Origin of the sequence: Arcicella lustrica (assembly GCF_034930985.1) — a bacterium.
Lineage (GTDB): Bacteria > Bacteroidota > Bacteroidia > Cytophagales > Spirosomataceae > Arcicella > Arcicella lustrica.
The window spans coordinates 108967-135529 of sequence record NZ_JAYGIM010000017.1; the positions used below are offsets into that span (position 1 = coordinate 108967).

Here is a 26563-nt window from a genome sequence, read left to right on the forward strand (position 1 = left end):
TAAAAAACCTCATGTTTATCCACAAAACCAATTTCCTGATGCGGGCTTTGCATCCAGATTTTGTCTGGAATATTAAGCGTGATGAAAAAGTAATTTACTTGACTTTTGATGATGGCCCAATTCCTGATATTACGGAATTTGTTTTGGAAGAATTGGCAAAGTATCAGGCAAAAGCTACTTTTTTTTGTATCGGCGATAATGTCAGAAAACATCCTGAAGTATTTCAAAAAATAATAAAACAAGGTCATGCAGTTGGAAATCATACTTTTAATCATTTGAAAGGTTGGATAACTGAAGATGAGCTTTATTTGAAGAATTTTAAAGAATGCGAGGCAATTTTGGAGAATGATTTTCAAATAAAATATGATTCTTTACTCACTAAAAAGAAATTTCGTCCTCCTTATGGGAGAATTAAAAAAAGTCAGGCGAAAGTGATTTTGCCGAGTCACGAAATCATTATGTGGGATGTACTTTCTGGGGATTTCTCACAAGAATTATCGCCCGAAAAAGTATTAAAGAAAACAATACAACATACAGAAAACGGTTCAATCGTTTTATTTCATGACAGTATCAAAGCCAACACAAATATGTCTTATGCTTTGCCAAGAGTATTGTCCCATTTCTCAGAAAAAGGTTTTACTTTTAAGGCATTGTAAACCTAAATGGATTGAATGAATACTTCACAACAGCCTAATATTACCGTCTGGATTGCTGCCAGAAACGAAGAAGATACAATTTTAAATTGCCTTCGTTCTATCGATAAAGTCCATTATCCCAAAGAAAAGCTACAAGTATTAATTGGAAATGACCAGTCAGAAGACCAAACAAAAGCTTTGGTTAAAGATTTTATAAAAGACAAATCTTATTTTCAACTTATTGATATTCAGAATGTAATCAATAATCAACGTGGGAAAGCCAATGTGTTAGCAAATCTTTATGAATATTCTACGGGAAAATATTTTTTGATTTGCGATGCCGACGTAACGGTAAATCCTGATTGGATTGAAGGAATGATTGCCAATTTTGAAGCTGACGAAAACATTGGTCATCAAGTTGGTATTACAGATATTAAAGGGACAAACGTCTGGCATCACTTTCAGTCAATCGACTGGCTTCATGCGCTTACTTTATTGAAAATTGCGGCAGATTTAAAAATTCCTTTGACGGGTTTAGGTAATAATTCTGCTATTACTCGCAAGGCTTATGAAGCTACGGGTGGCTATGCTAAAATACCTTTTTCGATTACGGAAGATTTTGCACTTTTCCATGAAGTAGTCAAAAACGGATTTGGTTTCAAAAATACCATTAATCGTAAAGTATTCAACCAAACTTTACCGATGATAAACATAAAAGAATTCTTGCATCAGAGAAAACGTTGGATGGTTGGCGCATTACAATGCCCGTGGTGGATTGTTACTTTACTTTTCTTGCAAGCTTTATTGTTACCGATTTTAATAGTGATAGGTTTTACTTTTTCTTGGCAGTTGGCTGGTACTTTATGGTTTATCAAATGGCTGAACCAAAGTATTACAGTCTTGCCAACAATTTTAAAATTAAGGCGATTTCACTTAATAAAACATTTACTTTTGTATGAAATCTATGCCAATTGCTGGCAATTAACGATGATACTTTTCTATTATTCGCCCGTTGCGGTGGATTGGAAAGGAAGAATCTATCGTTGAAAAGATTTGGTAGATTTGACTACGTTTTAAATTTTCAAATCTGTACTTTCAGTTTATTTCTTTAAAAATCAAAAGCTTATAGCCTAAATCCTATCGCTTAAAGCCAAATTAAAATATCAAATGAATCATTCATCCTTACAAATTATTGAAACGCACGCCCATATTTATGATGAAACTTATTTAGAAGACCGTGACGAAATGCTGGAAAAAGCTTTTTCATCTGGTGTTTCGCAAATTTGGATGCCAAATTGTGCCTCAGAAACAATCGGAGGAATGATGGCTTTGGCAGAAAAGTATCCAAATCAATGTTTTCCGATGATGGGTTTACATCCATGTTATGTAAAAGAAGATTTTGAAAAAGAATTAGCCATCGTGGAAGATTGGTTAAATAAGTACAAATTTATTGCTATCGGCGAGATTGGGATGGATTTATATTGGGATAAAACCTTTGTAAAACAGCAAGAGGAAGCCTTTTTATATCAATGTCAACTAGCAAAAAAACATAATTTATGGATTGATATTCATTCAAGAAATGCTTTTTTGGAAACTGTAAATTTGATAGAAAAAAATGCTGACCCCAATTTAAAAGGTATTTTTCATTGCTTTACAGGTACTTTAGAGGAAGCACAAAAAGCCATAGAATTAGATTTTTTGTTGGGAATTGGTGGCGTGGTTACTTTCAAAAATGGGGGATTGGATAAAATTCTTCCGCATATTGATTTAATATCAATTGTCTTAGAAACGGATGCCCCTTATTTAGCGCCAGTTCCGTACAGAGGAAAAAGAAATGAGCCATCGTATCTTTCTATTATTGCTCAAAAAGTAGCCGATTTAATGCAAATTCCCGTAGAAAAAGTAATTGAACAAAGTACACAAAATGCGCTTAACTTATGTCAATAAATTAAGTTTATAAATGCTATTCATCATTCACAACAACTAAATTATACTATGTATAATATTATAAAAATTAATACGAAATCAGATAGTAAAGACGATGTAAAAGTACTCGTAATTTACACTGGAGGAACTTTAGGAATGGTTTATGATGCCAAATCGGATGGTTTAGTACCTTTTGATTTTGCTCAAATTCCTGAAAATTTACCAGAAATGGCTCGTTTAGATTTTGATATTTCAGTACTTACTTTTGAAACACTATTGGATTCTTCCAATATGAATCCTTCTGTTTGGGTTACTTTAGCAAAAATCATTGGTGAAAAATATCATGAGTATGACTCTTTCGTCATTCTTCATGGTACAGATACTATGGCTTACACGGCTTCTGCTTTGAGTTATTTATTGGAAAATTTGAACAAGCCAGTTATTTTGACCGGTGCACAATTGCCAATTGGAGTAGCTAGAACAGATGCTAAAGAAAATTTTATTACTGCACTTGAAATTGCAGCAGCGAGGCTCAATAACCAACCAATTATTTCAGAAGTTTGTATTTATTTTAATTCTGTTTTATTGCGGGGCAATCGTGCAAGGAAAAGTGAAAGTGTTCAATTCAATGCTTTTGAATCAGAAAATTATCCAGTTTTAGCGGAAGCTGGCGTGAAAATAGAGTACAACAAACCTTATATCAAGCATCATCATCCCAATGCAAAATTGATTGTGCATGAGAAATTGGATGAAAATGTGGTAATTCTGAAAATTTTTCCAGGTATTTCGGAAAAAGTTGTGAGAAGTATTTTAGGAATAGAAGGATTAAAAGGCGTTGTTATGGAAACTTTTGGTTCGGGAAATGCACCGACTGTTCAATGGTTTTTGGATTTAATGAAAGAATTCATCGACAAAGGAATTATCATTTATAATGTTTCACAATGTAACGGCGGAAGAGTAATCCAAGGTCATTACCAGACAAGCCAATACTTGCAAGAAATTGGAGTAGTAAGTGGAGCAGATTTAACGACTGAAGCAGCGATTACCAAATTGATGTACGTACTTGGTCAAGATACTTATTTTGCTGAGAAAAAGAAGAATTTGAGATATTCAATTGCTGGAGAAATGTCTTAGTCAGCAAAATTTCAATCACCAAGTATTTTCTTATTAGCTGGAGAATTAATTCTCCAGCTAATAAGAAAATCATAAATTTTAAACGGACTCGCTATCAATGTGTAATGTTAGAATAAATAGTATCAAGAATTTTTACAAAATTTTTATAATCTTCTTCCGATAAATCTCCCCAGCCTTTTCTTCTTACTTCTACAACAATTGGGTAAGCCTGCTCAAATTTCTCTCTTCCTGCATTTGTAAGTGTAATCATAAATCGGCGACGGTCGATTGTTGCCATTTTCCTTTCAGCAAACCCTTTTTTTACTAATAAATCAATGATTCTAGTAACGGTAGGGGCGTCCTTAACAGTCATTTCAGCTAATTCATTCTGACTAATCCCAAATTCTTCGTGTCTTTTAATATGGTCAAGTAAAACCCATTGGTCAACAGTTAGGTCAATATTGGCATCATCTAATTTTTTTTGGAGGATGAGCCTTATTTTTTTCATTGTTGTGTCAATTTTGAAAAAATAAGCTCTGTTATCTGCTGGATTGGTAGTCATATTTTTATTAAATGAATTGAAAAGGTTTAAGCAATTAGATTATAATTTAATGAGAATTTAACTCAAATTTATCTTAATCCCATTCTTTTTTAATTTGGCTAATTCGGCTTGGTAATAGCGATACATAAAATCATAAATAATTAATTCATGAAAACGCTGATTGTCAGCAATTACACGATTGACCGTCATGTGAATGGTATCGGATAAGTATTTTTTGAGCGTATTGTCTGATTTCAACACTTTTATCTGAGCAATACTTTCTTTGATTTGCTCGCTTTTATGTTGAATTGACTCAAAAAGTGCTACATATTCCTCACTTGTTTCAGAAGATAAAATACTTTCTATCTTTTTCCGATATTCTCTAAAACGCTTGTCCATTTGTAGTTTCATCGGTTTATCTACGTTGAATTCTTGGGCAAAATTGTCTTTTGCTAAGTTCATCAAATCTAGCTTTTGACTGAGCGAAAGCCCAAAATCATCCAAATAAATATCAATTAGTTTCATCGCAAATTGCCAACGAATTTGCTCTCTTTCATCGCCCCAAGTTTGTGCTAATAGATTTACGATGGCTTCACTATCGTGAAAAAAGATGCTTTCTGTTAAAATCATGACATCAGAACCATATCTTTCTATTTCTCTTTGATAAGTATCATATTGAATTTTCCAGATAATTCCTTCTTTTTCTAAATTGTCTAAAGTTTCTTTCAGACTAAGAATTACTTCTCCCAAATGCTTTAAATCTGTAAAATGAAGTCGTAAACGAATATGATTATCAGGGTCAGAATATCGGATAAAAAACCATTTGTCAATCAATTGTTTTTCCAGAAATTGCTCAACCAACGACTTGATATTTTGTGCTAAAATATCGTCTGCAGCTTTTACGCCTGAATAAATTTTAAGATAAAGCCATTCTGAACCCAAAGAAAAAGTACGTTGTGTTTCATCAATCAGAGGTTTTTGAAGTTGAATTTTCTCAAAAACAGTTTTTTTGTTGACTAATGAAGCAATAAATTGATTTGCAAAAAGTGCTCCAGATTCGTCAACGACATGCCCATTGTTGGGTATAAATAAAAATTCTTTTAGCTCAATCTTTTCACGATTTTTAATGGTATCAAGCCAAGTCTGAATACTCAATAAATTTTCAGCATTTACCAACAATTCATTATCAAAATCAACTAATACAAATCGTTTTGGCAATTGCCACTTTATGCTAAATTCATGGAAAATGGCTAATAAATTTTCAGATGAATTGATGAGTAAATGTTCAAAATCTTCTTTTTTAAATTGCCAAGTAGCAGCTTCAAGAATGATATTTTTATAAGTAAGTCGAGGTGAAAACTTCGTATTCAAAGTCGCTTTTTTCCAGCCAGTATCAAAAGCAACGACTAAATTAGTACTTTGTAAATCACATAAAAAATGATAAATAGGCAAAGCATTCATTGAATAATTATGAGCATTACTAAGCCTCGGAATTACTTCTTTGTTTAATCTTTTTGATTTTAACCTGATTTTTTGTTGACTAATATCCACAGAAACCAATAAATCTTCCAGTAAAATTTGCTGATTTTCTGGTAAAGACGATTTTGCTAAGTATGGAATTTCATAAGTCCAGAAAGCAGGATGAAGTAAAATATTACCAATTCTATTTTCTGGTAAATGTACAATTTCAGCAAAGACAACTTCGGGATTTAATGCTTGTTCTTTTTCAGTAATTTCTTGGATAATATCCAAAATTGCTTCGTCAGTATGAGCGAACCTTCCTAACAAATTTACGGCACTTGTACCGCCTAATTTTTCCAAATAAATTGGGAATTGCTCATCTCCAGTCAGTCTGAAAATCAGTGACGTAGAACTTGGCGTTTTATATTTTTTATGCAAAAAAGGTTTAAAATCATCTTCTTCCAAATTTACTTGTAAAGCATTTTCTTTAAGCGCATTCAAGTATTTTCTGAACAGATATTGCTGAAAAGGATTTAGCCTAACGGAAAGTTCCTCTTTTTCTTCTTGATTTAATTCAAAACCATTGGCAATGGGAGTAAAGTTACTTTTGCCGGATTGTCCATAACCAATGCCCGTTTCTGTATCCATTGCAATGAGTAAAGGAATTTCTTGGTTTTCGTAACGTTCATAAAACTTCTTGATAAAATCACTTTGCGTTGGATTCTCTCTTTTTTCACTTACTTGAATCAAAAGCTCAGCAATTTCACTTAGTACTTCTTGATAAACAGCCGAAAGTTTGTTCTCTTGAAATAGATTGACCAAATCTGTTTGAAACAACTTTCCTTCTTCAAAAGGAACGCCAATTTTCTTGATAAGCGATGTGATTTCTTGATAAGCACTTATGTCATTCGTTTGCTTATTATCAATTGCTTTTAATTGATTTTCAATGCTTTGTAAAGTTTCAAGATAATGTTCATCGACATTGTTTTTTTGAAGTACTTTAATGATTTGTTGCGTCAACCCTTCACCAGTAATGGCTGGTTCTAATTCATTAATCAAGAGTTGAGCATCAATTAACTGTTCGATGAAACCCAAAGCATCTTCTTCCGAAATATCATCGTCTATCAAAAGTGGCGCAATTTCCGACATTTTTGCTCCTTTTTTACAAGCATCTAACACCAAAGCAATGTATTCAGACCATTCAAAAGCAGAAATTTGATGTGTTCTTTTTCCATCAACATATTTATACTCTACATAGCGAATTTCTTGACCAATTTGATAAATACTTGAGTTTGGGAAATACAATAAATGACTTTTTATGAGAGGAATTTCTGATAAACTTTGTGCCAAAGCACCAGCATAGTGCATGTCTAAACGAGTACTTCTCCTTTTTTCTGAAGCGATAGTCAAAGCCGTTTCATCACTCCATTCAATCACCGAACAACCTGCAAAAAGTCCAAAAGGAGTACATCGACTACACATTCTGGAATAATATTTACTGAGCGAAAAAACTATTTTTTGAGCTTTTTTGACATCAGTAATATTACCATCTTTCCAAAGTTGCGCTTCATTGAAAAGTACGGGGGATGCCAAATAAAGTGCTTCTGAGAAAGGCGGATGGTTGAGTAATGTTTTAAGGAAATCTTCAGAAATATCATCTGCAAATGGAAGCGTGGGCGTTCTTAGAATGATTTTTTTCAGAAATTGATATGAATTCGACATTAAAAGCTAACGATTGGGTTTGACGGTATTACCAAATTTAATGCTTAATGCCTAAAATTGTACGAATTGATAATTTTTATTATCGTTTTAAAGAATACTTACAGGAAAACTTATATTCTCAATCATTATTTTTCTTAATATATATCACTATAAACCCTTTAGAAAAATCATTGATAAAGCTTCATTATTTCCCCAATTTTCGGAAACAATTCATTTATTAAGGCAGAAAGAGATAAAGTTTAAAGCTATAAGTGGCAGAAATTTCTATGAATTTTGTATGTTTGTTTATACAGAAAACTTCATCATTCAATAAAATCAAATATGAAAAAAGTTATTTTACTGCTTTTTCTTCCTTTCTCTATTTTCGCTCAAAAATTTTCTAGTGCTGAAATCAATCGTTTTAAGCAACAGGCTCAACGAGTAAATATCATTCGGGACAATTGGGGAATTCCGCATATTTATGGAAAATCTGATGCAGATGCTGTTTTTGGTTTACTTTATGCGCAATGCGAAGACGATTTCAAGCGGGTAGAAATGAATTATATTGAAAAATTAGGACGAATCTCTGAACTAAAAGGTGAATCTGAATTATATAATGATTTACAAATTCGTTTGTTGATTGATACAACAGAAGCCAAAGCTGATTATCAAAAAGCAGCACCTTGGTTAAAGAAATTATTGAATGCTTATGCGGATGGAATAAATTATTATTTGTACACGCATCGTACTGTAAAACCGGCGATGTTGACTCGTTTTCAACCTTGGTATCCTTTATTGTGGACGGATGGAAGTATTGGTGCAATCAGTACTGCAGATTTAAGTATTGCCGATTTAAAGAATTTTTATTCAGGCAATTTAGTGTCGGCTGTGGCTGTTCCAAAGCTTTCTGACCATCAAACAGGTTCAAATGGTTTTGCTTTTTCTCCGAAAATTACGGCTTCGGGCAATGCCATTTTGTACATAAATCCGCACGTTACTTTTTACTTTAGGCCAGAAGTACAGGTAGTCAGTGAAGAAGGATTAAATGCTTATGGAGCAGTTACTTGGGGGCAAATGTTTGTTTATCAGGGTTTTAATCCTTATTGTGGCTGGATGCACACTTCAAGTAATGTAGATGTTGCAGATGTTTATGCAGAGAAAATAGTCAAAAAAGGGGAAAAGTATTTTTATGAATATGAAGGCATGTTAAAGCCCGTTTCGGAAAAAAAGATTACGATTAGTTATCAATCAGGAAATGAATTAAAGAAAAAAACTTTTAAGACTTACTTTACGCATCACGGACCAATCATGGCAAAAAGAGATGACAAATGGTTGAGTTTAAAGTCTTATAACCGTTCAATTGTCAGCTTGATTCAGAGTTGGAAACGAACCAAAGCCAAAGGTTTTGAAGAATACAAACAAGTAATGGCTTTGAAGGCGAATACTTCAAACAATACAGTTTTTGCAGATAATAAAGGAAATATTGCTTACTGGCATGGCAATTATATCCCGAAAAGGGATAATCAATACAATTGGGCAAAACCAGTTGACGGTTCAATTGCGGCAACAGAATGGAAAGGTTTACATGCAGTTGATGAAACCGTTCATTTGTATAATCCAGTGAATGGTTGGTTACAAAATTGTAACTCAACGCCTTTTTCGGTAGCAGGATTGAATAGTCCAAAACGAGAAAATTATCCACCTTATATGGCACCAGATGGCGAAAACTTTAGAGGTGTAAATGCTGTAAGAGTATTAGACCGTGAGAAAAAATACACGATTGATAAAGTAATTGAAGCTGGCTACGATACTTATTTATCAGCTTTTGAAATATTGATTCCTGCTTTGATAAAAACATTTGAATATGAAGTAAAACCAAACGATTCACTTTATAATCAATTAAAAGCACCGATTGAAGTATTGAAAAAATGGGATTATCATTCGTCTGAACATTCTGTCGCTACTACTTTAGCGGTTGAGTGGGCTCAAAAACTAAGTCCTGTCATTCAAAGATTGTATATTGACCAAGGAGAAACAGATCAAGTAGAGAATACGAAAAGGTTTGCTGCAAATGCTACGGTTGCTCAATTGATGCCACCTTTGGTGACAGTAGTAAATGATTTGACTAAAAAGTTTGGTACTTGGGAAGTCGCTTGGGGAGAAATCAATCGTTTTCAACGATTAAATGGAGATTTGCAAGCCAAGTATAACGACAACGAACCAAGTGTTCCAGTAGGTTTTGCTTCTGCTTTATGGGGCTCTTTGCCTTCTTATAATAGTCGATATTATCAAGGAACGAGCAAAAGGTACGGAGTAGGAGGAAACAGTTTTATTTGTGCGGTTGAATTTGGGAAGAAAATTAAAGCAAAATCGCTTTTAGCAGGTGGCGAAAGTGGTGACCCATCTTCTAAACATTTTAATGACCAATTGTTGATGTACACAAAAGGAAAATTCAAAGATGTCCTTTTTTATAAGGAAGATGTCTTGAAAAATGCAGAAAAAACATATCATCCAGGCGAATAAGTGTAAATATTATGAAACAAATTGATAAAACGTTTGGTTCGCAGTATATTTGAAAGATTTTTAAATAGAATTTAAACAGTAATTTCAATAACGAATTAAATTAACATTAAATGGCGTATCAACAAGATTTTACTCATGTTACAGGTTCTGAACCTCACCGCTTGCGTACAAGGCAGATTTTAAAGGCTCACCCAGAGGTTAAGAAGTTAATCACTAAAAATCCGATGACGATGGTTTGGATTTTGGCTTGTGTGTCACTTCAAATCCTGATGACTTATTTGGTGAAAGACCAAGCATGGTACATTATTTTGGCTGCAGCTTGGTGTATTGGCGCTTTCCCTTCACATACTTTGTTTATTTGTATTCACGAAGCTTCGCATAACCTTGTTTTCAAAAAGCCTTCTTGGAATGTTTACGCTGGTATCATCGCTAATTTTCCTTCTTTAGTGCCAACAGCTATTTCTTTCAAAAATTACCATTTAAAGCACCATGCTTTTCAAGGAGTTCATGAGTTAGATGCCGATTTACCAGATTATTGGGAAGCTAAACTTATCAATAACTATTTTATTGGTAAAGCCGTTTGGTTATTGTTATTTCCTATTTTCCAAGTAATTCGTACACTTCGTTGTTTAGAATTAGCAGTAATTGACCGTTGGGTAATGATGAATATCATCGCTCAGATTGCCTTTGATGCTGTAATTTGGTATTTCTGGGGATGGTCAGCATTAGGATATATGGGCGCAAGCTTTATGTTCTCTGTAGGGTTACATCCACTTGGTGCAAGATGGATTCAAGAACATTATTTAGTATTAGATAAAGACCAAGAAACTTATAGTTATTATGGTGGTTTGAATTTAATCAACATGAATGTAGGTTACCACAACGAACACCACGATATGCCTTCAGTACCTTGGAATAATTTGCCAAAATTGAAAGCTGCTGCTCCTGAATTTTATGATGATTTGAAATATCATACTTCGTTTGTGAAATTATTTTTTACATTTTTATTCAGTCAAGAAGTAGGTTTATATTCAAGAATTGTTAGAAAAGAAAGAGGTCGTGTAGGCTTAGACGACACTTCAATTCCTGATATTCAGATGGCTGAACAAAAATTATAATACAATTTTATAATTTTATATAAAAAGAATCGTTCTAAATAGCTCCAATTTTGGAGCTATTTTTTATTTTAAGGAAAATCGAAGTTACCATACAAGACTTATTGCTTTTTTAAGAATAAAGTGCGAAGTTTGTTAAACAAAAACCCTTTGCTAAACATAATACTGAATGTTTTGAGGCTCCTCAAAACATTTTTTCGTTGTTATCCCTAATACATAAAACTGTATTGAAATTCAGTAAGAAACACTAAAAATGGCAAAGAAAAACAAATTAAGAATCATCAACTACGTCAAGGATGGAGTGGTATTAAGAAGCGAAGTAGCACCAGAACCCCAAAAAAGAATTACATCAAAGTGGACTGAGGAGGAAATTAATTTCTTAAAAGAAAACTTTCAACATTTAACATCTAGAGAAATCTCAGACAAACTTGGTAGAAGCTGGGAATCAGTAAGAGGGCAACTCAAAAGGTTTAAACTTACTGTTGGAGAAGAACTCAGAAAAGTACGTCAAGCAAGTAGAAAAGGTGTTCCATCGGGTAGGGAAGGCGTTACAAAATGGTCGGAAGAAGCCATCAATTATCTAAAAGAACATCATTATACAAAACCTCTTCCTGAAATTTGCGAACATCTAGGTTTTAGATACGGAGTCGTCTATAAAAAGATGCGTTCTTTAGGATTAAAAGTAAATCCTGAAATTGCTTTAAAAGTAAGAAAAGAAGGTATTGGTCGAATCAATGCCGAAAAGAAGGCTTATTTTAGTTCAGAAGATTTTCTTGAAAAACAACGAAACAAGCAAATCAAAAAACGCACAAACTCAATTAAGCAACGTTTAATGAATAGAGAACTTTCTGAAATTCAGAAGATTCAGAATGAGATAAAAGCTGCCACAAAAAAAATTGAAAAGAATGATGCGTTGATTAACAAACTTGTGAATGAAAAACAGAATTTAAGAGCAGAAGTAAAACGTTCGGAATTAAGAATTAAAGCTATTACAGATAAATTAAACTCGTCTGTTCAATATGCTGAAACCAGTGTTTAAGTAATTAAATACATAGAAATCAGTACAGCCGAAAATGTGTTTTTCATTAACTTTATCACAAACAAAGAAAATAAACTCAACAATGAAAAAACAAATTTTCTCTATTGGAGTCCTTCCCTTATTGGCTGGTCTTTTAATATCTACAGATGCGATAAGTAATGTACATATCAACAAGGACACTCCTGTTTCTAAAAAAGTAGCCAAATCTAGCACAGAAGGTTTAAAAGTAGAAACGGTTGTTACAGGCTTGAATGTGCCTTGGGGAATTGCCTTTTTGCCAAATGGAGATATGTTAGTTACTGAAAGAACTGGTCAATTAAGATTAATTCATGAAGGAAAACTTGTAGCAGAACCTATTCAAGGGCTTCCTCCGATTGTTTCTAAAGGACAAGGTGGACTTTTAGATATTAAACTTCATCCAAATTATGCTAAAAATGGCTGGATTTATTTTACTTATTCTTCGCCAGCGGCAGAAGGAGAAACAGGTAAAGGCTCGAATACAGCTTTGATGCGAGCAAAATTGGTTGGAAATTCATTAACAGAACAAAAAGTAGTCTTCAAGGCTACTCCAAATGTCACCACAAATCACCATTACGGCGGAAGAATTGCTTTTGATAGAGCTGGATTTTTATACTTAACAGTAGGAGAAAGAGGGCAACAAGATGAAGCACAAAAACTTACAACTTTCCAAGGAAAAGTAGTTCGTTTGCATGATGATGGTACTGTGCCAACAGATAACCCATTTGTAGGAAAAGACGGTGCGAGACCTGAAATCTATTCTTATGGTCATAGAAATCCACAAGGTTTTGTGATTAACCCAACAACTGGTGACTTGTGGGAACATGAACATGGTCCACAAGGCGGGGATGAAGTAAATATTTTGAAAAAAGGAGCAAATTATGGTTGGCCAGCTATTACTTTCGGAATTGGCTATGATAATTCTGTTATCAGTCCAGATACCGCACGTGCTGGGATGGAACAGCCTGTTACTTATTACAGACCATCTATTGCTCCATGTGGAATGACTTTCGTGACAAGTAAGAAATTCCCAGATTGGAAAGGTAACTTATTGATTGGTTCATTGAAGTTTAATTATATCAAACGTTGTGTAATTAAAAACAATAAAGTCGTAAGTCAAGAAACGATTTTTGAAAATATTGGTAGAGTAAGAGACATTAAAGAAGGACCAGACGGAAACATTTATGTAGCTGTTGAAAGCACAGGTTCAATCGTGAAAATTAGTCCAGAGAAATAGATTTTAGCAAATGGCTATCGGTCTTCGGTCATCAGCAGTCGGTTTTATCATTTAAAGCGAACTGTTGATGGCTAAAAGCTTACAAAAAAATCTGATAATCTAAAGCTGAATATTGATGACCAACATTCGACTGCTGAAATCCGACGACCGAAATCTGATGACCAATATCTGACAGCCAAAATCCCCTAAAGAAAAATGAAAACTATTTTACTGATTGCTTCGATGTTATTTCTTTCTCCATTTTGGCGTCAGAATGAAGATGAATTAGCAGAGAGTATTGCACGTGGCAAAGAAATTTATCTCAATAATTGCATCGTTTGCCACATGGGAAAAGGAGAGGGTGTCGAAAAATTGAATCCACCTTTGGCTGGTTCAGATTATTTGATGAAAACCCCCGAAAAGGCCATTAAAGCTATCAAATTTGGATTAAAAGATTCGATTGAAGTAAAAGGTGTAAAGTATAATGGCATGATGCCTGAACCGGGATTAGAAAATGAAGAAATCGCAGATGTGATGAATTATATTTCAAATTCTTGGGGAAATAAATCAGCTAAAATTATTGATGTTAAAACAGTAGAGGGAATCAAAAAATGATTCCCTCTTTTAGCTTTGGTAACTTTTCAAAAGTTGTCAAAGCTAATTTATTTATTACTTCCTCTTAAAATAAGGCCAGCCTTTTTTAAAGCCCATTTCTAATAAATTGATTTTAGATTTTCCTTGGTCTTCTGCATCATAATAATGAATAGAAACAATGTTTTTACCTTTTTCTCTTAGCAAACCTACATGTCCTGGTCCTTGGAATTTACCTTCTGTTCTTAGAATAACCGTTCCTCCACCAGCATTCAAATCTTTCCCTGTTTGATCTAAAAATGGTCCTAAAGGATTTTTAGAACGCCCACAAACGATATAATAAGTACTGTTTAATCCTTTGCAACATAAACCATTATTCACAAAGAGGTAATAATATTCTCCTTCTTGAATCAAGCAAGATGCCTCCCAATCCGATTCTCTGCCACCAGCTACTTTTTTGATACTTTCTCCTGTTTTGATTTTTCCAGAAACAGAATCTAATTCTACCGCCCCAATTCCTCCAAAAAATGAACCATAAGTCATCCAAATTTTACCTTGTTTGTCTTTTAAAATACTTGGGTCGATGGCGTTGAAATCTTTTCTTTCTTTAGAAGCTACCACCATTCCTAAATCCGTCCATTTGTATTTTGGTGAATTTGGGTCAAGCGTTTCGTTTGTGGTTAAACCAATAGCAGATTGCGTTACGCCAAAAGATGAACAAGAGTAATACAAATAATATTTTCCGTTCATGAAAATACAATCGGGAGCCCAAAAATGTCCTTGAAATTTTGGGACATATTCTTTAATCCAAGTTGGGAAAGAATCCTTTTTGTAAACCGTTTGAGGTGATATTTTCCAGTTTTCTAAATCACTTGAATAAGTAGCTTTGATGCCGTTACCCGTTGAGAAAATCCAATAATAATTTCCATCTTTTTGTATCGTGGAAGGGTCGTGAGATTCAATTTCTCCCGTTTGTGCTTGGATGCTATAACTGAAGAGTAAAGAAAATAAAGCAAAAATGATGTGTTTCATATTTTTTTGGGAAAAATAAAGCCCATAAAGCTTTAGTAAATCTGAACTTTATGGGCAAAAAAACTATTCAAAAACTGCTACAAAACCGCCGTTGGCTTTTAAGGAGATTTTTGTTTGATTATTTGAAATGTTCATTGGAGATTCTTTCAAGAGTACTTGTTCATCGTCTGTAATCAATTGAGCTTTTTTGTTTTTCAAGAAAGATAAATCAAGGCTCAAATCTTTAGCAATACCTTCGCCATTGATGCCAGCCACGTACCATTTATTCCCTGACTTTCGAGCAACGACAAATAATTTACCCGGAAAACCATCGATAAAACGAGTTTCATCCCAAGTACTTGGTAAGGTTTGCAAGAATTTTTGAGCGAATTCAGGTACATGATTCATGCCTTCTGGTGCTTCCGCAAAATGTTGAATACCAGAAATAAAGACAACCGATAAAGCTAATTCAAAAGCTGAAGTAGTACGTCTTTTAATATTTGGTACTTTATATAAATTCATCGGCGTAAAATCCATTGGGTCGAAAGCATTGCGAGTAAAAGGCAAAGTGGTACAATGGGCAGGCTGTTCGTCGGCAGCAGCTTGGTCGAAAGTAACCATTTCAAAACCTTTTACTGCTTCGGCAGTCATTAAATTCGGATAAGTTCTATGCCAGCCTCTTGGTAAAGTTGCTCCGTGAAAATTCACTAAAAGTTTTGCTTTTGCCGCATCTTCCAAAATATCCAAATAATATTTAATCATTGATTGTCCATCGCCGCCAAAGAAATCAATTTTTACCCCAGCAATACCCATTTCCTTGATTTTGTTGAACTCTTTTACTCTGCTTTCATGCGTTAAAAGCATTCCTTTTGGATGATACTTCACGGTATTCCAATCGCCTGCTGAATTATACCAAAGTAACAATTTTACATTTTTGGTTTTAGCATAATCTGCCAACCATTTTGTTTTATCATAGCCAATTCTAGTATCCCAATCGGCATCAATCAAACAATATTCCCAGTGCATTTTAGCGGCAAAATCGATATAGTCTTTCGTTGTTTCAAAGTTGACAGATTCGTCTTTTTTAATAATCCAACTCCAAGATGCTTTTCCAGTTTGGATAAATGAAGTATCCATTTTAACAGCAGGTTTAGCTAAATCTGTTCCTAAAGTAGATTCTGTGATGGTTTTCAATGAACCCAAAGCGATTACTCTCCACGGCGAAAGCCAAGGTAAAGTGGATTGCGGATTAAGTTCGCCGCCTGTAAATACTTCTGGAGCTTGTGGGAAGCCAATTTTATATTCACTATTAGGCGATTCTGCTCTTAAACGAGTTGCACAATAGGTGCCATCCAAACCAGCTTCTGTCAACAAAACCCAAGTGCCATTACTTTGAAAAAGTGCAGGATATACCCAACCAGCTTTGATAGGCGAAATAATACCTGCTAAAATGTTTTTCTGATAAAATTCTTCATAAGAAGGATGGCAATGTTCCCAACCTGTTTGGGCATCACTCATGGGTTGAAGCCAAGCTTTGGTAGCTTCTGGAAATTTGAAAGAAGTAATTTCTTCACTGATTTTTTTAATATCAGTTGAGTTCTCAGGGAAGAAATATCTAAAAGCTACACCATCGTTTGAAACTTGAAAAATAATGTCAAGTTTTTTGCCTTGTGCGTTTTTCAATTTAAAAACCTGACGGTTGGCTATATAGGTAATATTACTTTTTTTGGTTGTACGAATTGTGTATTGATCTTTTACCAAAGTCGGTTTACTTGATCCCAATAATGCAAGCCCTTTTGTGAAATCTCCGTCTTCACGAATAAGTCCTAAACTGGAAGATGCTAAAACAGTTTTGCCTTGGAAGCTTACTGAATACTTTGCCTGCTGATTTTTGATGGAGAAATCAACAACAATTTGACGATTTGGACTGAATACTTTTTGTGAAAAAGCACCAAAAGAAAGCAATAAAAGAAGGAATACTTGTAATGATAATTTTAGGTTCATTGTAAGGAAAGATGGTTTGATGAGTAATACATAAACTAAATCAATAAAACTCTTTACAGAATTTAATGATTGTAAAGTTCAAAAAAAATCGCCTTATCGGATAGATTTTTGATGGATAATCTACTCGACAAGACGATTTTAATGGCTATTTTATTATAACAACTTAACTCTTAGTACTGTAAATGAATTTGGTGCTAAAGTCAAAGAGATTTTTTTCTTTGGATTTAGGGTGATAGTCTCTTCTACTGGACTGATGTTTGTTGCATTTTCAAAAGTATTTAAAGCTTCTGGATTAGCATTTTTCAAGACAATCAATTTAGCTTTTGCATCGATTTTTTTGATGCCTTCTAAATTTACTTCACGTACTTGCTCTTTGTCTGAAACATTGGCAATTTTCAAAATTACTTCATTGGTTTTTTTGTCTAAAATACCCGAAGCATATAATTCTTCTTGACCAGTAAGCGGTGTTCCATTTTGAGTGGTAGTCAAAACATGCGTTCCTTTATTAGTAGAATACAATTTTTGTACATAATAGTTTGGCGTACCATACGAACGAAGGTTATCTACCCAAATCATATCGGGTGTCCATTGCCAGCCTTCTGCATGTGCAAAAAGTGGTGCATACGATGCCATGTTAACTACTTGTGCATTACGTTCTAAGCCTGTCATAAAGGCTGCTTCTGATAAAGCACATTTCCAATTGTTTACATTTTTTACACTAACAGTTTTGTCACTTTGTGCAGCATATTCACCTGCAAATATTTTTGAACCATTACGGTCGTAAGAATCATAACGACCAGCATTTTTCAAGAACCAATCAGGAGTACGGTAATAATGTTCGTCAATAATATCAGCATTCATTGCACGTAACTCTTTGTTCAAATAATCAAATCTATCGCCACTAGGGTCAGTACCAGCACTGTTTACCAATTTGATATTTGGATATTTTGCTTTGATAGCCTTCGTAAACACTTTTAACCGTTCTACATATTGTGGACCCCAGTTTTCATTACCGATTCCTAAATATTTTAAATCGAATGGTGCTGGATGACCCATGTCTGCACGTACTTTTCCCCATTTAGTATTAGGTTCGGCATTGGCAAATTCAATCAAATCTAGGGCATCTTGCACATACGAATCTAGTTCATTGACAGGCACAACTTCAGCGGTATTGAATTGACAAGCCATTCCGCAATTTAAGATTGGAAGCGGTTCAGCACCAATGTCTTCTGCCAATTGGAAATATTCAAAAAAGCCTAAACCAAAGGTTTGAAAATAATCTGGTGCTGGGCGATGAGCAAATTCTACGTTCCAACGGTTAATAATCAACTGACGTTCTTCAACAGGACCAAGTGTTTTTTTCCATTGATAACGGTTGGCTAAATCTATACCTTCTACGATACAGCCACCCGGGAAACGAATAAAGCCTGGTTTCATATCTGCCAATAGTTGAATCATATCTGCACGCATTCCCCCTGGTCTTTTCTTCCAAGTATCTTCTGGAAATAATGAAACCATATCAAGGTCGATTTCTCCATTTCCTTCAAACCAAATTCTAAATTTTCCTTTTGCTTCAGTTTCAGTGGCACTGAAACTGATGGCTTCTTTTTTCCAATCATGTCCGTTTCCAGTAGGGATAAGGGTTGTTTCGCCGATAATATTACCTTTTGAATCAAGTAATTCTAAGTGGAATTTTACTGAGCCTTTTTGATGACGATACAGTACTGAAAAATCATATCTCAGTCCTTTTTTAATTCCCATTCCTTTGAAGCCTTCGTTGGTAATTCCTAGTTCTCCTTTAGAAATGTTATTGGCTTTTACACTGATAAATCTTGGATTAACAGTATTACCTTGGCGATTCTGAATGATAATATCGCCTTCTTCTGCCTTTTTGCGTTCAATTTTCCATCCCATCCAAGGCTTAGAAAATTCAAAAGAGCGGTTTTTAACTAATTCAGCATAGATACCACCATCAGCACCCATGTTAATATCTTCAAAAAATACTCCCCACATGGTAGGCTGAATTTCAGCAACGGGCTGTGTGGCTTTGATATTAATGACTGGGGTTTGAGCTTTTGTTGATACTGGCAAGGCAATTGCAGAAGCGAGTAATGAAAAGACCGTTAATTGTTTGAAATTCATGAGATATATTTAATTAAAAGAAAAATTTGTCGTTAGCCAATGTATTTAAGTAAATGCAGGGTAAAATTACTAAAGATTTATTTAACTGCTTTTACTCCTTCAGAAGTCATGACGATTCTTTTAATCGTTCCATCTGAATTATATTTTAAATCATCAATACAAACCGAACGGTGGAAACTTCCAGCATCTGGGACTAAGGCTCCATTGTGATAAACAAAGTAAGATTTTCCTTTGAAATCAATAATAGCATGATGATTGGTATTACAATTTCCCGCAATTTCGTTGATAGTTCCTTTAAATTCCCAAGGACCATTAATGCTTTTACTCATTGCATAAACTGTTTTTTCTGGAAATTCAATCGAGTATGAAAGATAGTACCAGTTTTTGCGTTTGTGTACCCAAGGCGCTTCTGTAAACTTTGTAGGAAGATTCACTTTCATGATTGGTCCATCCAACTCTGTCATATTATCTTTTAATTTGGCATAATAACAAAAAGTATTACCCCAGAAAAGATAAGCCTGTCCGTCGTCATCAATAAAAACAGATGGGTCGATATCATCCCAACTGATTTTTGTATCTCTGGTCATGTCATTAGTAATAATTGCTGAACCACGAGCATCTGTAAATGGTCCAGTCGGACTATCAGAAACTGCCACACCAATGGCTTTTCCATGAATTGTTCCATGTTCTACAGCTACGTACCAGTAATATTTATTTCCTTTTTTTATTACTTGCGAAGCCCAAGCATCGCCTTTTGCCCAAGTAAAATTTTTAGTATTTAATGGGCTTGGATGTTCTTTCCAATTAACCATATCTGTAGATGAGTAACAAAGCCATTCGTTCATTACATAGCGTTGTTCACGAGTTGGCGCCTCATCATGACCAGCATAAATATAGACAGTTCCATTGTCAACCAAAGCTGCTGGGTCGGCAGTGAACTTGTCTTTAACTATGGGGTTGCCAGACATTTTTACTTGAGCATTTACTGAAAAGCTGAACAATACTTGTCCCGCAAATAATAGTTTTAAAAGGTTTTTACGATTCATGATTTAATTTTAATTGATATATAAATACTATTTTTTCTTTCCCCAAATACTTGTCCCTTTGTTATTCAATCCTGTAAAAATGATGGTTTCTTTTTTATTTTCCCAGTCACGACCTCTATCTACATATACTTGGTCTGTAAAACCATTACTCCATTTTAGTTCTAACCAAGGTGCAATATACGTCCATTTGTTCGCTGCATCGCCATTGATAGCACCACTGGCATTCAATGTTAAATTAGTAGCATACTGAAAATCTGGCTGACTTTGTTCCTTATCATAACCCGGAACAATTTTGTAACCAAGAATAATTTGCTCCCAATCTCCAACTAAATCATTACTGGTGATTGCCGTTGTAAACTCACCAGCATAACGTTCAGGCGAGGCTACAGGCCAGCCGTCTTTTGTCCAATATAGCTTTCTGCTATGAAGAATCATGAAATTTGAATCATTTCCCGGACGTCCTTGATGACTAATATAAAATTGACCATTATTTTCAAAAACAGCACAGTGCGAAACTCCTTGCCAGCCAGCATGACCATTGAATTGATATGGTGCAATAATCATTGGTCCATGGTCTTGATTGGTATTTACATCTTTTCCATCATAATCATAAAAAGGTCCTTGTGGAGAATCCGATTTTGCTACACGAACATTGTATTTAGTTGCCAACCAATCGTAAGCGATAAACAAATAATATTTCTTTTGTTCTTTATTATAGATGATTTCTGGCCCTTCGATATTACCATTATATACGCCACCTGTAAAACCACGATTGGCAATTCTTTTACCTTTATCACCTGGACTCAAAGCTAAACCTGTAGCTGGGTCGAGTTGTAATATATAAATTCCATCCCAAGCAGAACCGTAGTACATCCAATGTTTACCTTGTTGGTCAATGAGTACAGTTGGGTCTATTGCGTTGGTTTGTATCGTATTATCGTCTTTAGAAACTACTGTTAATCCTTGTTCTTTCCAAGGACCAGTAGGAGAGGAGGAAGTTGCTAAACCAATAGCACTTAAACGAGGTTTAGCTGATGAAAGCGAATAATATAATCTATATTCGTTCCCAACTTTAATAACATAAGGAGCCCATAATGAATTAAAAGGCGTTCCTCCACCTTGTTTAATATAATCAGCTCCTTTTGTTGGAAGTCCTTCGAAAACCCAACCGTAAAATTTCCATTCAATTAAATCTTTAGAAGAACGAATTTGAATACCGGGACGAATATCCGTTCCGTAAGCAACGTCAGTATTGTAACAGTAATAAGTATCACCGTCTTTAATGATTGAAGGGTCGTGAACATTGTAGCAACCCCACTTCAAATAATTTGAAGCTGGTGCAATATCTGCATAATTATCTTTGATAGAATTAATATCAAAAGTTGTGGGTGTAGTTGTGGGCAAAGGTTGGATGACAGTATCAACTTTATCGCTACTACAAGCGGCCAAAAATAAAGTATAAGAAATAAAATATATTGTTTTTTTGAATTGTAACATGAGTAGGATAGGTTGGGTTGATGAATAGAAATTCAGTGATTGTTTATTTTTTTCATTAGGGGGTGACTTAAGTCGCCCCCTAATGAAAAAAATACTTTAGTTAAAAGTGGTTTAATGAAAGTAAAACTACCGTTCACTAAACCACTTAATCACTCAATTAATAACTCAAATTTTGTTTTACACCTGGGTTATTATCTATTTCATTTTGTGGAATTGGGAAGAATTCACGACCAGCTTTGAAAGTATTAAATTCAGGGTCCCTTGATTTCAACCAAGCTAATTTAGTTGGGTCATTCAACCAACCCCAACGACGAATATCATCGAATCGGTGACCTTCTAAACTAAATTCCAATAAACGTTCATGACCAATTTGTTCACGCATTTGTGCTTGTGTCATATTTGGTTTTACAGTTGCTAAATTTGGTAAACCAACACGGCTTCTCACTTTTTGAATAAGTGGATAAGCAGCAGCAGTTTGTCCTGTTTCGTTCAAACATTCAGCATACATCATCAATACATCAGCATAACGCATCAATCTTTCGTTGATACCCGAACGCCAGTCAAATTCATCCGCTTTGGTATCATCATTAGCATATTTACGGCAATACAATGAATTCAGAGCTCCAGCATTTCCAGCATATCTTACCGAGAATTCTTTTCCATAAACCATCAAACCCGGTTTGTTGTAAAACATAGTGGCAACTAAACGTGGGTCATCTTTGCCATCCGTTGTTTTTTCTTCCAAGAAATCATTAAAGACAGCTCTTGTTGGTTGAACGTCCGTCCAGCCCAATCCATTTGCACCATAAGTAATTGCTCTTGCAGAAACTCTACCCCACGAAGCAATTGGCTCGCCACCCCAGTTTAAGTCTGTTCCACCTGCCGTGCGTTCGAATTGCACTTCAAACAATGATTCTTTATTGTTTTCATTGGCTTCAGTAAAATTGTCACGATAGTTTGGTACTAAATCATAAATACCTAAATCAATTACTGCTTTGAATTGAGTCGCTGCTTCTGTGTATTTATGGTTTGTCAAATATGCTTTTCCTAAATAAGCTAACGCTGCACCTTTTGTAGCACGACCTAAATCTGTACCAGCATAAGTAGTAGGAAGCATATCTGCTGCTTTCTTGAAATCTTCCATTACTTGTGCCCAACCTTCTGCTTCTGTAGATTGTTTTACAAAGAAATCTTTGGTTGATTGCACTGAATTTGTTGGTAACATTACATTTCCAAACATATTCACTAGGTGATAAAAGTATAAACCACGCAAGAAGTAAGCTTCGCCCAAAATGCGTTTTTTAAGATTGGCATCCATCGTAATTCCTGGAACGTAATCTAATACTTGATTCGCTTTAGAAATACCTTCATAATATGCTCCAAAAGCCCAGCCATAAATTGCCCAGTTACCAGCATTCATGGCAAATTTACCTGAGTTATACATTTGATCCCAAGGACTATTACTCATTGCATCATCGCCACGGTTATCTAATAACAATGGTGTTGAACGCATATAACTGCCATCAATTGCTAAACTTAAGTAAACTGAATTAATCCCTTTTAAAGCGTCCTCATCATTTTTCCAGAAAGTAGAAGATGTTTGAGAATTTGGGTTTACTTGATCTAATTTATCTTCGCAAGAAGTAGTTATCAATAAAGTTGCTGATAAGGCAATGATAACTTTTTTGTTAAATATTTTCATTGTAATAAATTCGTTTGAGTGAAATTAAAAACCAACTTGAACGCCCAATAATACTGCTCTTGGGTTAGGATATGAACCATTATAATAACCTCTGCTGAACAATCCATCGCTTTCGCCCATAAAGTCTGGGTCGAAGCCTTTGAAGCCAGAAACTAAGAATAGGTTTTGTCCTGAAACATAAAATCTCACTTTGCTTACTTTTAATTTATTTACGATTGAAGTCGGTAAAGTATAACCTAACTGAGCATTCTGTAGTCTTAAATAGGTGCCGTTTTCAACAAATCTATCAGAATCTCTACCGTTTGAATTTGGGTCACCAATGATTGGTCTTGGAACGTTGGTATTGGTATTTGATGGAGTCCAGTAGTTCAAAGCATCTGTTGAACCATTACTGTATTGCAAGCCCATCAAATCACGATACATCCCATTGTATATTTTGTTACCACCACTACCTTGAATGAAAGCAGAGAAATCAAAGTTTTTGTAAGAAGCGTTGAAGTTCGTTCCGAAGTAAAAAGTTGGAATCGTATTTCCTAGATAAGTACGATCATCAGAAGTAATAACTTTATCGCCATTCAAATCTTTGAATTTTACATCACCAGGGGCTGCATTGGTTTGTGTTGCATGGTTTTTAACATCATCAGCATTTTGGAAAATACCTTCAGAAACATATCCGAAAATCTGACCAATTGGTTGACCAACCTCTGTTTTACTTGCCGCTCCATAAATTGGATTATTCGTTCCACCCAAAGCCAATACTTTATTTGAAAGCGTATGGAAGTTTGCTGAAACTGCATATTTGAAATCACCAGTTTGTTGGCGGTAGCTAGCCGTAAATTCAAGTCCTGAGTTACTCAAAGATGCGGCATTCGTTAAGATTGAACCATTTGTTGCTCCCACTGAAGTAGGGATTGGAATATTTGCCAATACATCATAAGAACGGTTATCGTAATATTCAACAGAAAAAGAAACACGGTCTCTGAATAAACCTAATTCCATTGCAGCGTTTGTAGTACGTTTACTTTCCCATCTGATTGAAGGGTCAACAACTTGAGTTCTGATAGCACCCGGAGCTAAAACTCCACCAAATACATAACCTGTGTTGGTATTGATATAAGTATCTGTCAAATAATCACCTACATTTTGGTTACCCAAAGCACCGTAACCTCCTCTTAATTTTAAAGAACTGATTGCTTCTGGAAGTTCAATATCATTGTGAACATTCCAAGCTACCCCAACAGAAGCAAAGTTTCCATAGCGATTTTCTGGTCTGAATTTAGAAGAACCATCACGGCGATAATTTACAGTCAATAAGTATTTATCTGCATAATTATAGTTCAAACGAGCCAACACAGATGATAAAGTAGCTTTTGAATCCCAACCTGTTACACTTTTACCGTTAGCTGTATTTACAGCAGTATTCATGTTCAATACATAAGGTTCAACTAAGCCTTTTGCACTTGCTTCAGTTCTTGAATAAACACCTTGTTGGAAAGTATAACCCGCCAATGCTTCGATTTTATGTTTACCAAATTCATGCGAATAGTTCAAAGTGTTTTCAGCCAAAGTCGTCAAGTTATTTTCTCTTTTCTCGAATAAATAGGCATTAGGCGTTAGATAATAAAACCCTAAATCATACTTTGGTTCGAAGAATAAGTATCTAGTATCAATACGGTCAGCGCTTAATTGAAGTTTGTATTTCAGGTTTTTCAACAATTCTAATTCTCCAAAAACTGAACCTAAAAACCTATTACGAGTATCAGTTCCTTTCAATAAAGAGTTCATCCCGATTACGTTTAAAGTAATGGCTCTTTGTGTGTTTTTATCAGCACCACCAAAACCACCTAAACGATTTTCGTCATACACTGACATTGTTGGAATGGCTGTCAATAAACTAGTGATAGCGCCTCCAAAAACGGCATGTTCACGAGTATTTTCTGCGCCAATTTTCTCTGAATTGGTATAGCCAATTTTTGCTCCGAACGAGAAAATACCCTTTTTACCAGAAATGTTTCCGTTGAAAGTATAACGCTTGTAGTTCTGTGGACCAGTTACCGTTGAGCTATTGTTGAAGAAACCTAATGAAGCACTTGCTTTGACGGTTTCTGAACCGCCTGAAAAACTTAAGTTATGGTCTTGAATATAACCTGTTTTCAAACCTTCTTTTTGCCAGTTTGTATTTACATTACTGATATAAGCTGGGTTGGTAGGGTCGTTGGCAGGAGCAATTGTTAAACCAGCATTTAATTCTGCGGCACTCACAACATTTTGGTAGCCTACTCTGTCCATTACTGAAATCGTTTTTGCGATATTTTGAACACCAGCATAAGCATTATAATCAACTTTTAAAGGACCCGCTTTGCCTTTTTTAGTCGTGATAATTACTACACCGTTCATCCCTCTCGAACCATAAATCGCACCAGCCGAAGCATCTTTCAATACTGAAATAGATTCAATATCATTCGTAGAAAAATCAAAAGGACTATCTACTAAAACTCCGTCAATCACAAAAAGAGGATTATTATTTGTCAATGAACCAATACCACGAATTTTGATATTCACAAAACCACCAGGTTCACCTGAACTTTGTACTGTTACACCCGGAACTTGTCCTTGTAAAAGTTTTGCAACATCATATGAAGCGGTTTTCTTAGCATCATCAACTTTTACAATACCTACTGAACCTGTTAAATCTTTCGCTTTCTGAGTACCATAACCTACCACAACTACTTCGTCTAAAGCTTTAACATCTGACAATAAATTGACATTGATTAATTTACGACCAGCTACAGCAATTTCTTTAGAAACATAACCGATTGAACTAAAAACTAAAACGGTAGCTTCATTATCAACTTCCATCGAAAACTCTCCTAAAGCGTTTGTAACAGAACCTTTGTTTGTTCCTTTAATTAATACGCTTGCTCCGGGAATTCCGTCACCACTTTCGCCACTTGTTACTTTCCCTTTAACTGGAAAGCCTGCAACTTTGATTGATTGAACGGATTCACCACCTAAAAAACTGGTTTTTCTGTCATTAGAAGCAATTACGTGAATATGTTTTTTTACTTGTTTGAACTCCAAATTTACTTCTTTCGATAAAAATGCAAGAATTTCAGTCAATGAACGGTTTTCCATGCTCATCGTTACTCTCATTTTATCATTCAAGAAAGCATCATTGTAAGTAAACTTGTAAGCAGTTTTCTTTTCAATTTCTTTAAAAACTTGCAAAATGTTCATTTTATCGACTCTAAGAGTCAATCTCGTTTCATCAAAGCTATTAGC

The 26563-nt window shown here is 34.8% G+C and carries 18 protein-coding genes; 9 read left to right on the forward strand and 9 right to left on the reverse strand.

The annotated features are described in order from the left end of the window. Positions 1–11 precede the first annotated feature (11 nt). From VB798_RS20955 to VB798_RS20970, 4 genes are all read left to right on the forward strand, one after another. On the forward strand, positions 12–656 hold the full coding sequence (locus VB798_RS20955) for a polysaccharide deacetylase family protein (RefSeq protein WP_323689192.1): 645 nt from the start codon (positions 12–14) through the stop codon (positions 654–656). Between the two features lie 15 nt (positions 657–671). Further along, the gene (locus VB798_RS20960; RefSeq protein WP_323689193.1) at positions 672–1682 is read left to right on the forward strand and encodes a glycosyltransferase; all 1011 of its coding nucleotides are present in this window, start codon (positions 672–674) and stop codon (positions 1680–1682) included. 120 nt (positions 1683–1802) lie between these two features. Continuing rightward, the gene (locus VB798_RS20965) at positions 1803–2582 is read left to right on the forward strand and encodes a TatD family hydrolase (RefSeq protein ID WP_323689194.1); all 780 of its coding nucleotides are present in this window, start codon (positions 1803–1805) and stop codon (positions 2580–2582) included. 48 nt (positions 2583–2630) lie between these two features. Beyond that, the gene (locus VB798_RS20970; protein WP_323689195.1) at positions 2631–3695 is read left to right on the forward strand and encodes an asparaginase; all 1065 of its coding nucleotides are present in this window, start codon (positions 2631–2633) and stop codon (positions 3693–3695) included. Positions 3696–3789: 94 nt separating this feature from the next. On the opposite strand, the gene VB798_RS20975 is transcribed toward VB798_RS20970, so the two are convergent. Further along, the gene (locus tag VB798_RS20975) at positions 3790–4182 is read right to left on the reverse strand and encodes a MarR family winged helix-turn-helix transcriptional regulator (protein ID WP_323689196.1); all 393 of its coding nucleotides are present in this window, start codon (positions 4180–4182) and stop codon (positions 3790–3792) included. A gap of 111 nt (positions 4183–4293) precedes the next feature. Then, on the reverse strand, positions 4294–7398 hold the full coding sequence (locus VB798_RS20980; protein ID WP_323689197.1) for a lantibiotic dehydratase: 3105 nt from the start codon (positions 7396–7398) through the stop codon (positions 4294–4296). A 321-nt stretch (positions 7399–7719) separates the two neighbouring features. Between VB798_RS20980 and VB798_RS20985 the strand changes: the two genes are divergently transcribed. The 5 genes from VB798_RS20985 (at position 7720) to VB798_RS21005 (ending at position 13903) form a co-directional block, all read left to right on the forward strand. Next, a complete protein-coding gene (locus tag VB798_RS20985; RefSeq protein WP_323689198.1) occupies positions 7720–9900 on the forward strand; it encodes a penicillin acylase family protein in 2181 nt (726 codons plus the stop codon). A 110-nt stretch (positions 9901–10010) separates the two neighbouring features. Beyond that, positions 10011–11018: a fatty acid desaturase gene (locus tag VB798_RS20990; protein WP_323689199.1), complete on the forward strand. Its 1008-nt coding sequence runs from the start codon at positions 10011–10013 to the stop codon at positions 11016–11018. Positions 11019–11268: 250 nt separating this feature from the next. Further along, positions 11269–12054 (forward strand): coiled-coil domain-containing protein, encoded by a 786-nt coding sequence (locus tag VB798_RS20995; RefSeq protein ID WP_323689200.1) that lies wholly within the window; start codon positions 11269–11271, stop codon positions 12052–12054. A gap of 82 nt (positions 12055–12136) precedes the next feature. Further along, positions 12137–13309: a PQQ-dependent sugar dehydrogenase gene (locus VB798_RS21000; protein WP_323689201.1), complete on the forward strand. Its 1173-nt coding sequence runs from the start codon at positions 12137–12139 to the stop codon at positions 13307–13309. Positions 13310–13504: 195 nt separating this feature from the next. Next, the gene (locus VB798_RS21005; RefSeq protein ID WP_323689202.1) at positions 13505–13903 is read left to right on the forward strand and encodes a c-type cytochrome; all 399 of its coding nucleotides are present in this window, start codon (positions 13505–13507) and stop codon (positions 13901–13903) included. 54 nt (positions 13904–13957) lie between these two features. Here VB798_RS21005 and VB798_RS21010 read toward each other — a convergent pair whose 3' ends face one another. The 7 genes from VB798_RS21010 to VB798_RS21040 all read right to left on the reverse strand — a co-directional run bounded on the left by VB798_RS21010 (position 13958) and on the right by VB798_RS21040 (position 26518). Then, positions 13958–14911 (reverse strand): arabinan endo-1,5-alpha-L-arabinosidase, encoded by a 954-nt coding sequence (locus VB798_RS21010; RefSeq protein WP_323689203.1) that lies wholly within the window; start codon positions 14909–14911, stop codon positions 13958–13960. A gap of 63 nt (positions 14912–14974) precedes the next feature. After that, on the reverse strand, positions 14975–16894 hold the full coding sequence (locus VB798_RS21015; RefSeq protein WP_323689204.1) for a glycoside hydrolase family 97 protein: 1920 nt from the start codon (positions 16892–16894) through the stop codon (positions 14975–14977). A gap of 153 nt (positions 16895–17047) precedes the next feature. Then, entirely contained in the window at positions 17048–19036 is a 1989-nt protein-coding gene (locus VB798_RS21020) for an alpha-L-arabinofuranosidase C-terminal domain-containing protein (protein WP_323689205.1), read from the reverse strand. Positions 19037–19113: 77 nt separating this feature from the next. After that, positions 19114–20082 (reverse strand): glycoside hydrolase family 43 protein, encoded by a 969-nt coding sequence (locus VB798_RS21025; RefSeq protein ID WP_323689206.1) that lies wholly within the window; start codon positions 20080–20082, stop codon positions 19114–19116. Positions 20083–20109: 27 nt separating this feature from the next. Further along, on the reverse strand, positions 20110–21579 hold the full coding sequence (locus VB798_RS21030) for an arabinan endo-1,5-alpha-L-arabinosidase (protein ID WP_323689207.1): 1470 nt from the start codon (positions 21577–21579) through the stop codon (positions 20110–20112). A 157-nt stretch (positions 21580–21736) separates the two neighbouring features. Next, positions 21737–23281, reverse strand: coding sequence for a RagB/SusD family nutrient uptake outer membrane protein (locus VB798_RS21035; RefSeq protein WP_323689208.1), 1545 nt, complete (start codon positions 23279–23281; stop codon positions 21737–21739). A 24-nt stretch (positions 23282–23305) separates the two neighbouring features. Further along, positions 23306–26518 (reverse strand): SusC/RagA family TonB-linked outer membrane protein, encoded by a 3213-nt coding sequence (locus VB798_RS21040; protein ID WP_323689209.1) that lies wholly within the window; start codon positions 26516–26518, stop codon positions 23306–23308. Positions 26519–26563 lie beyond the last annotated feature (45 nt).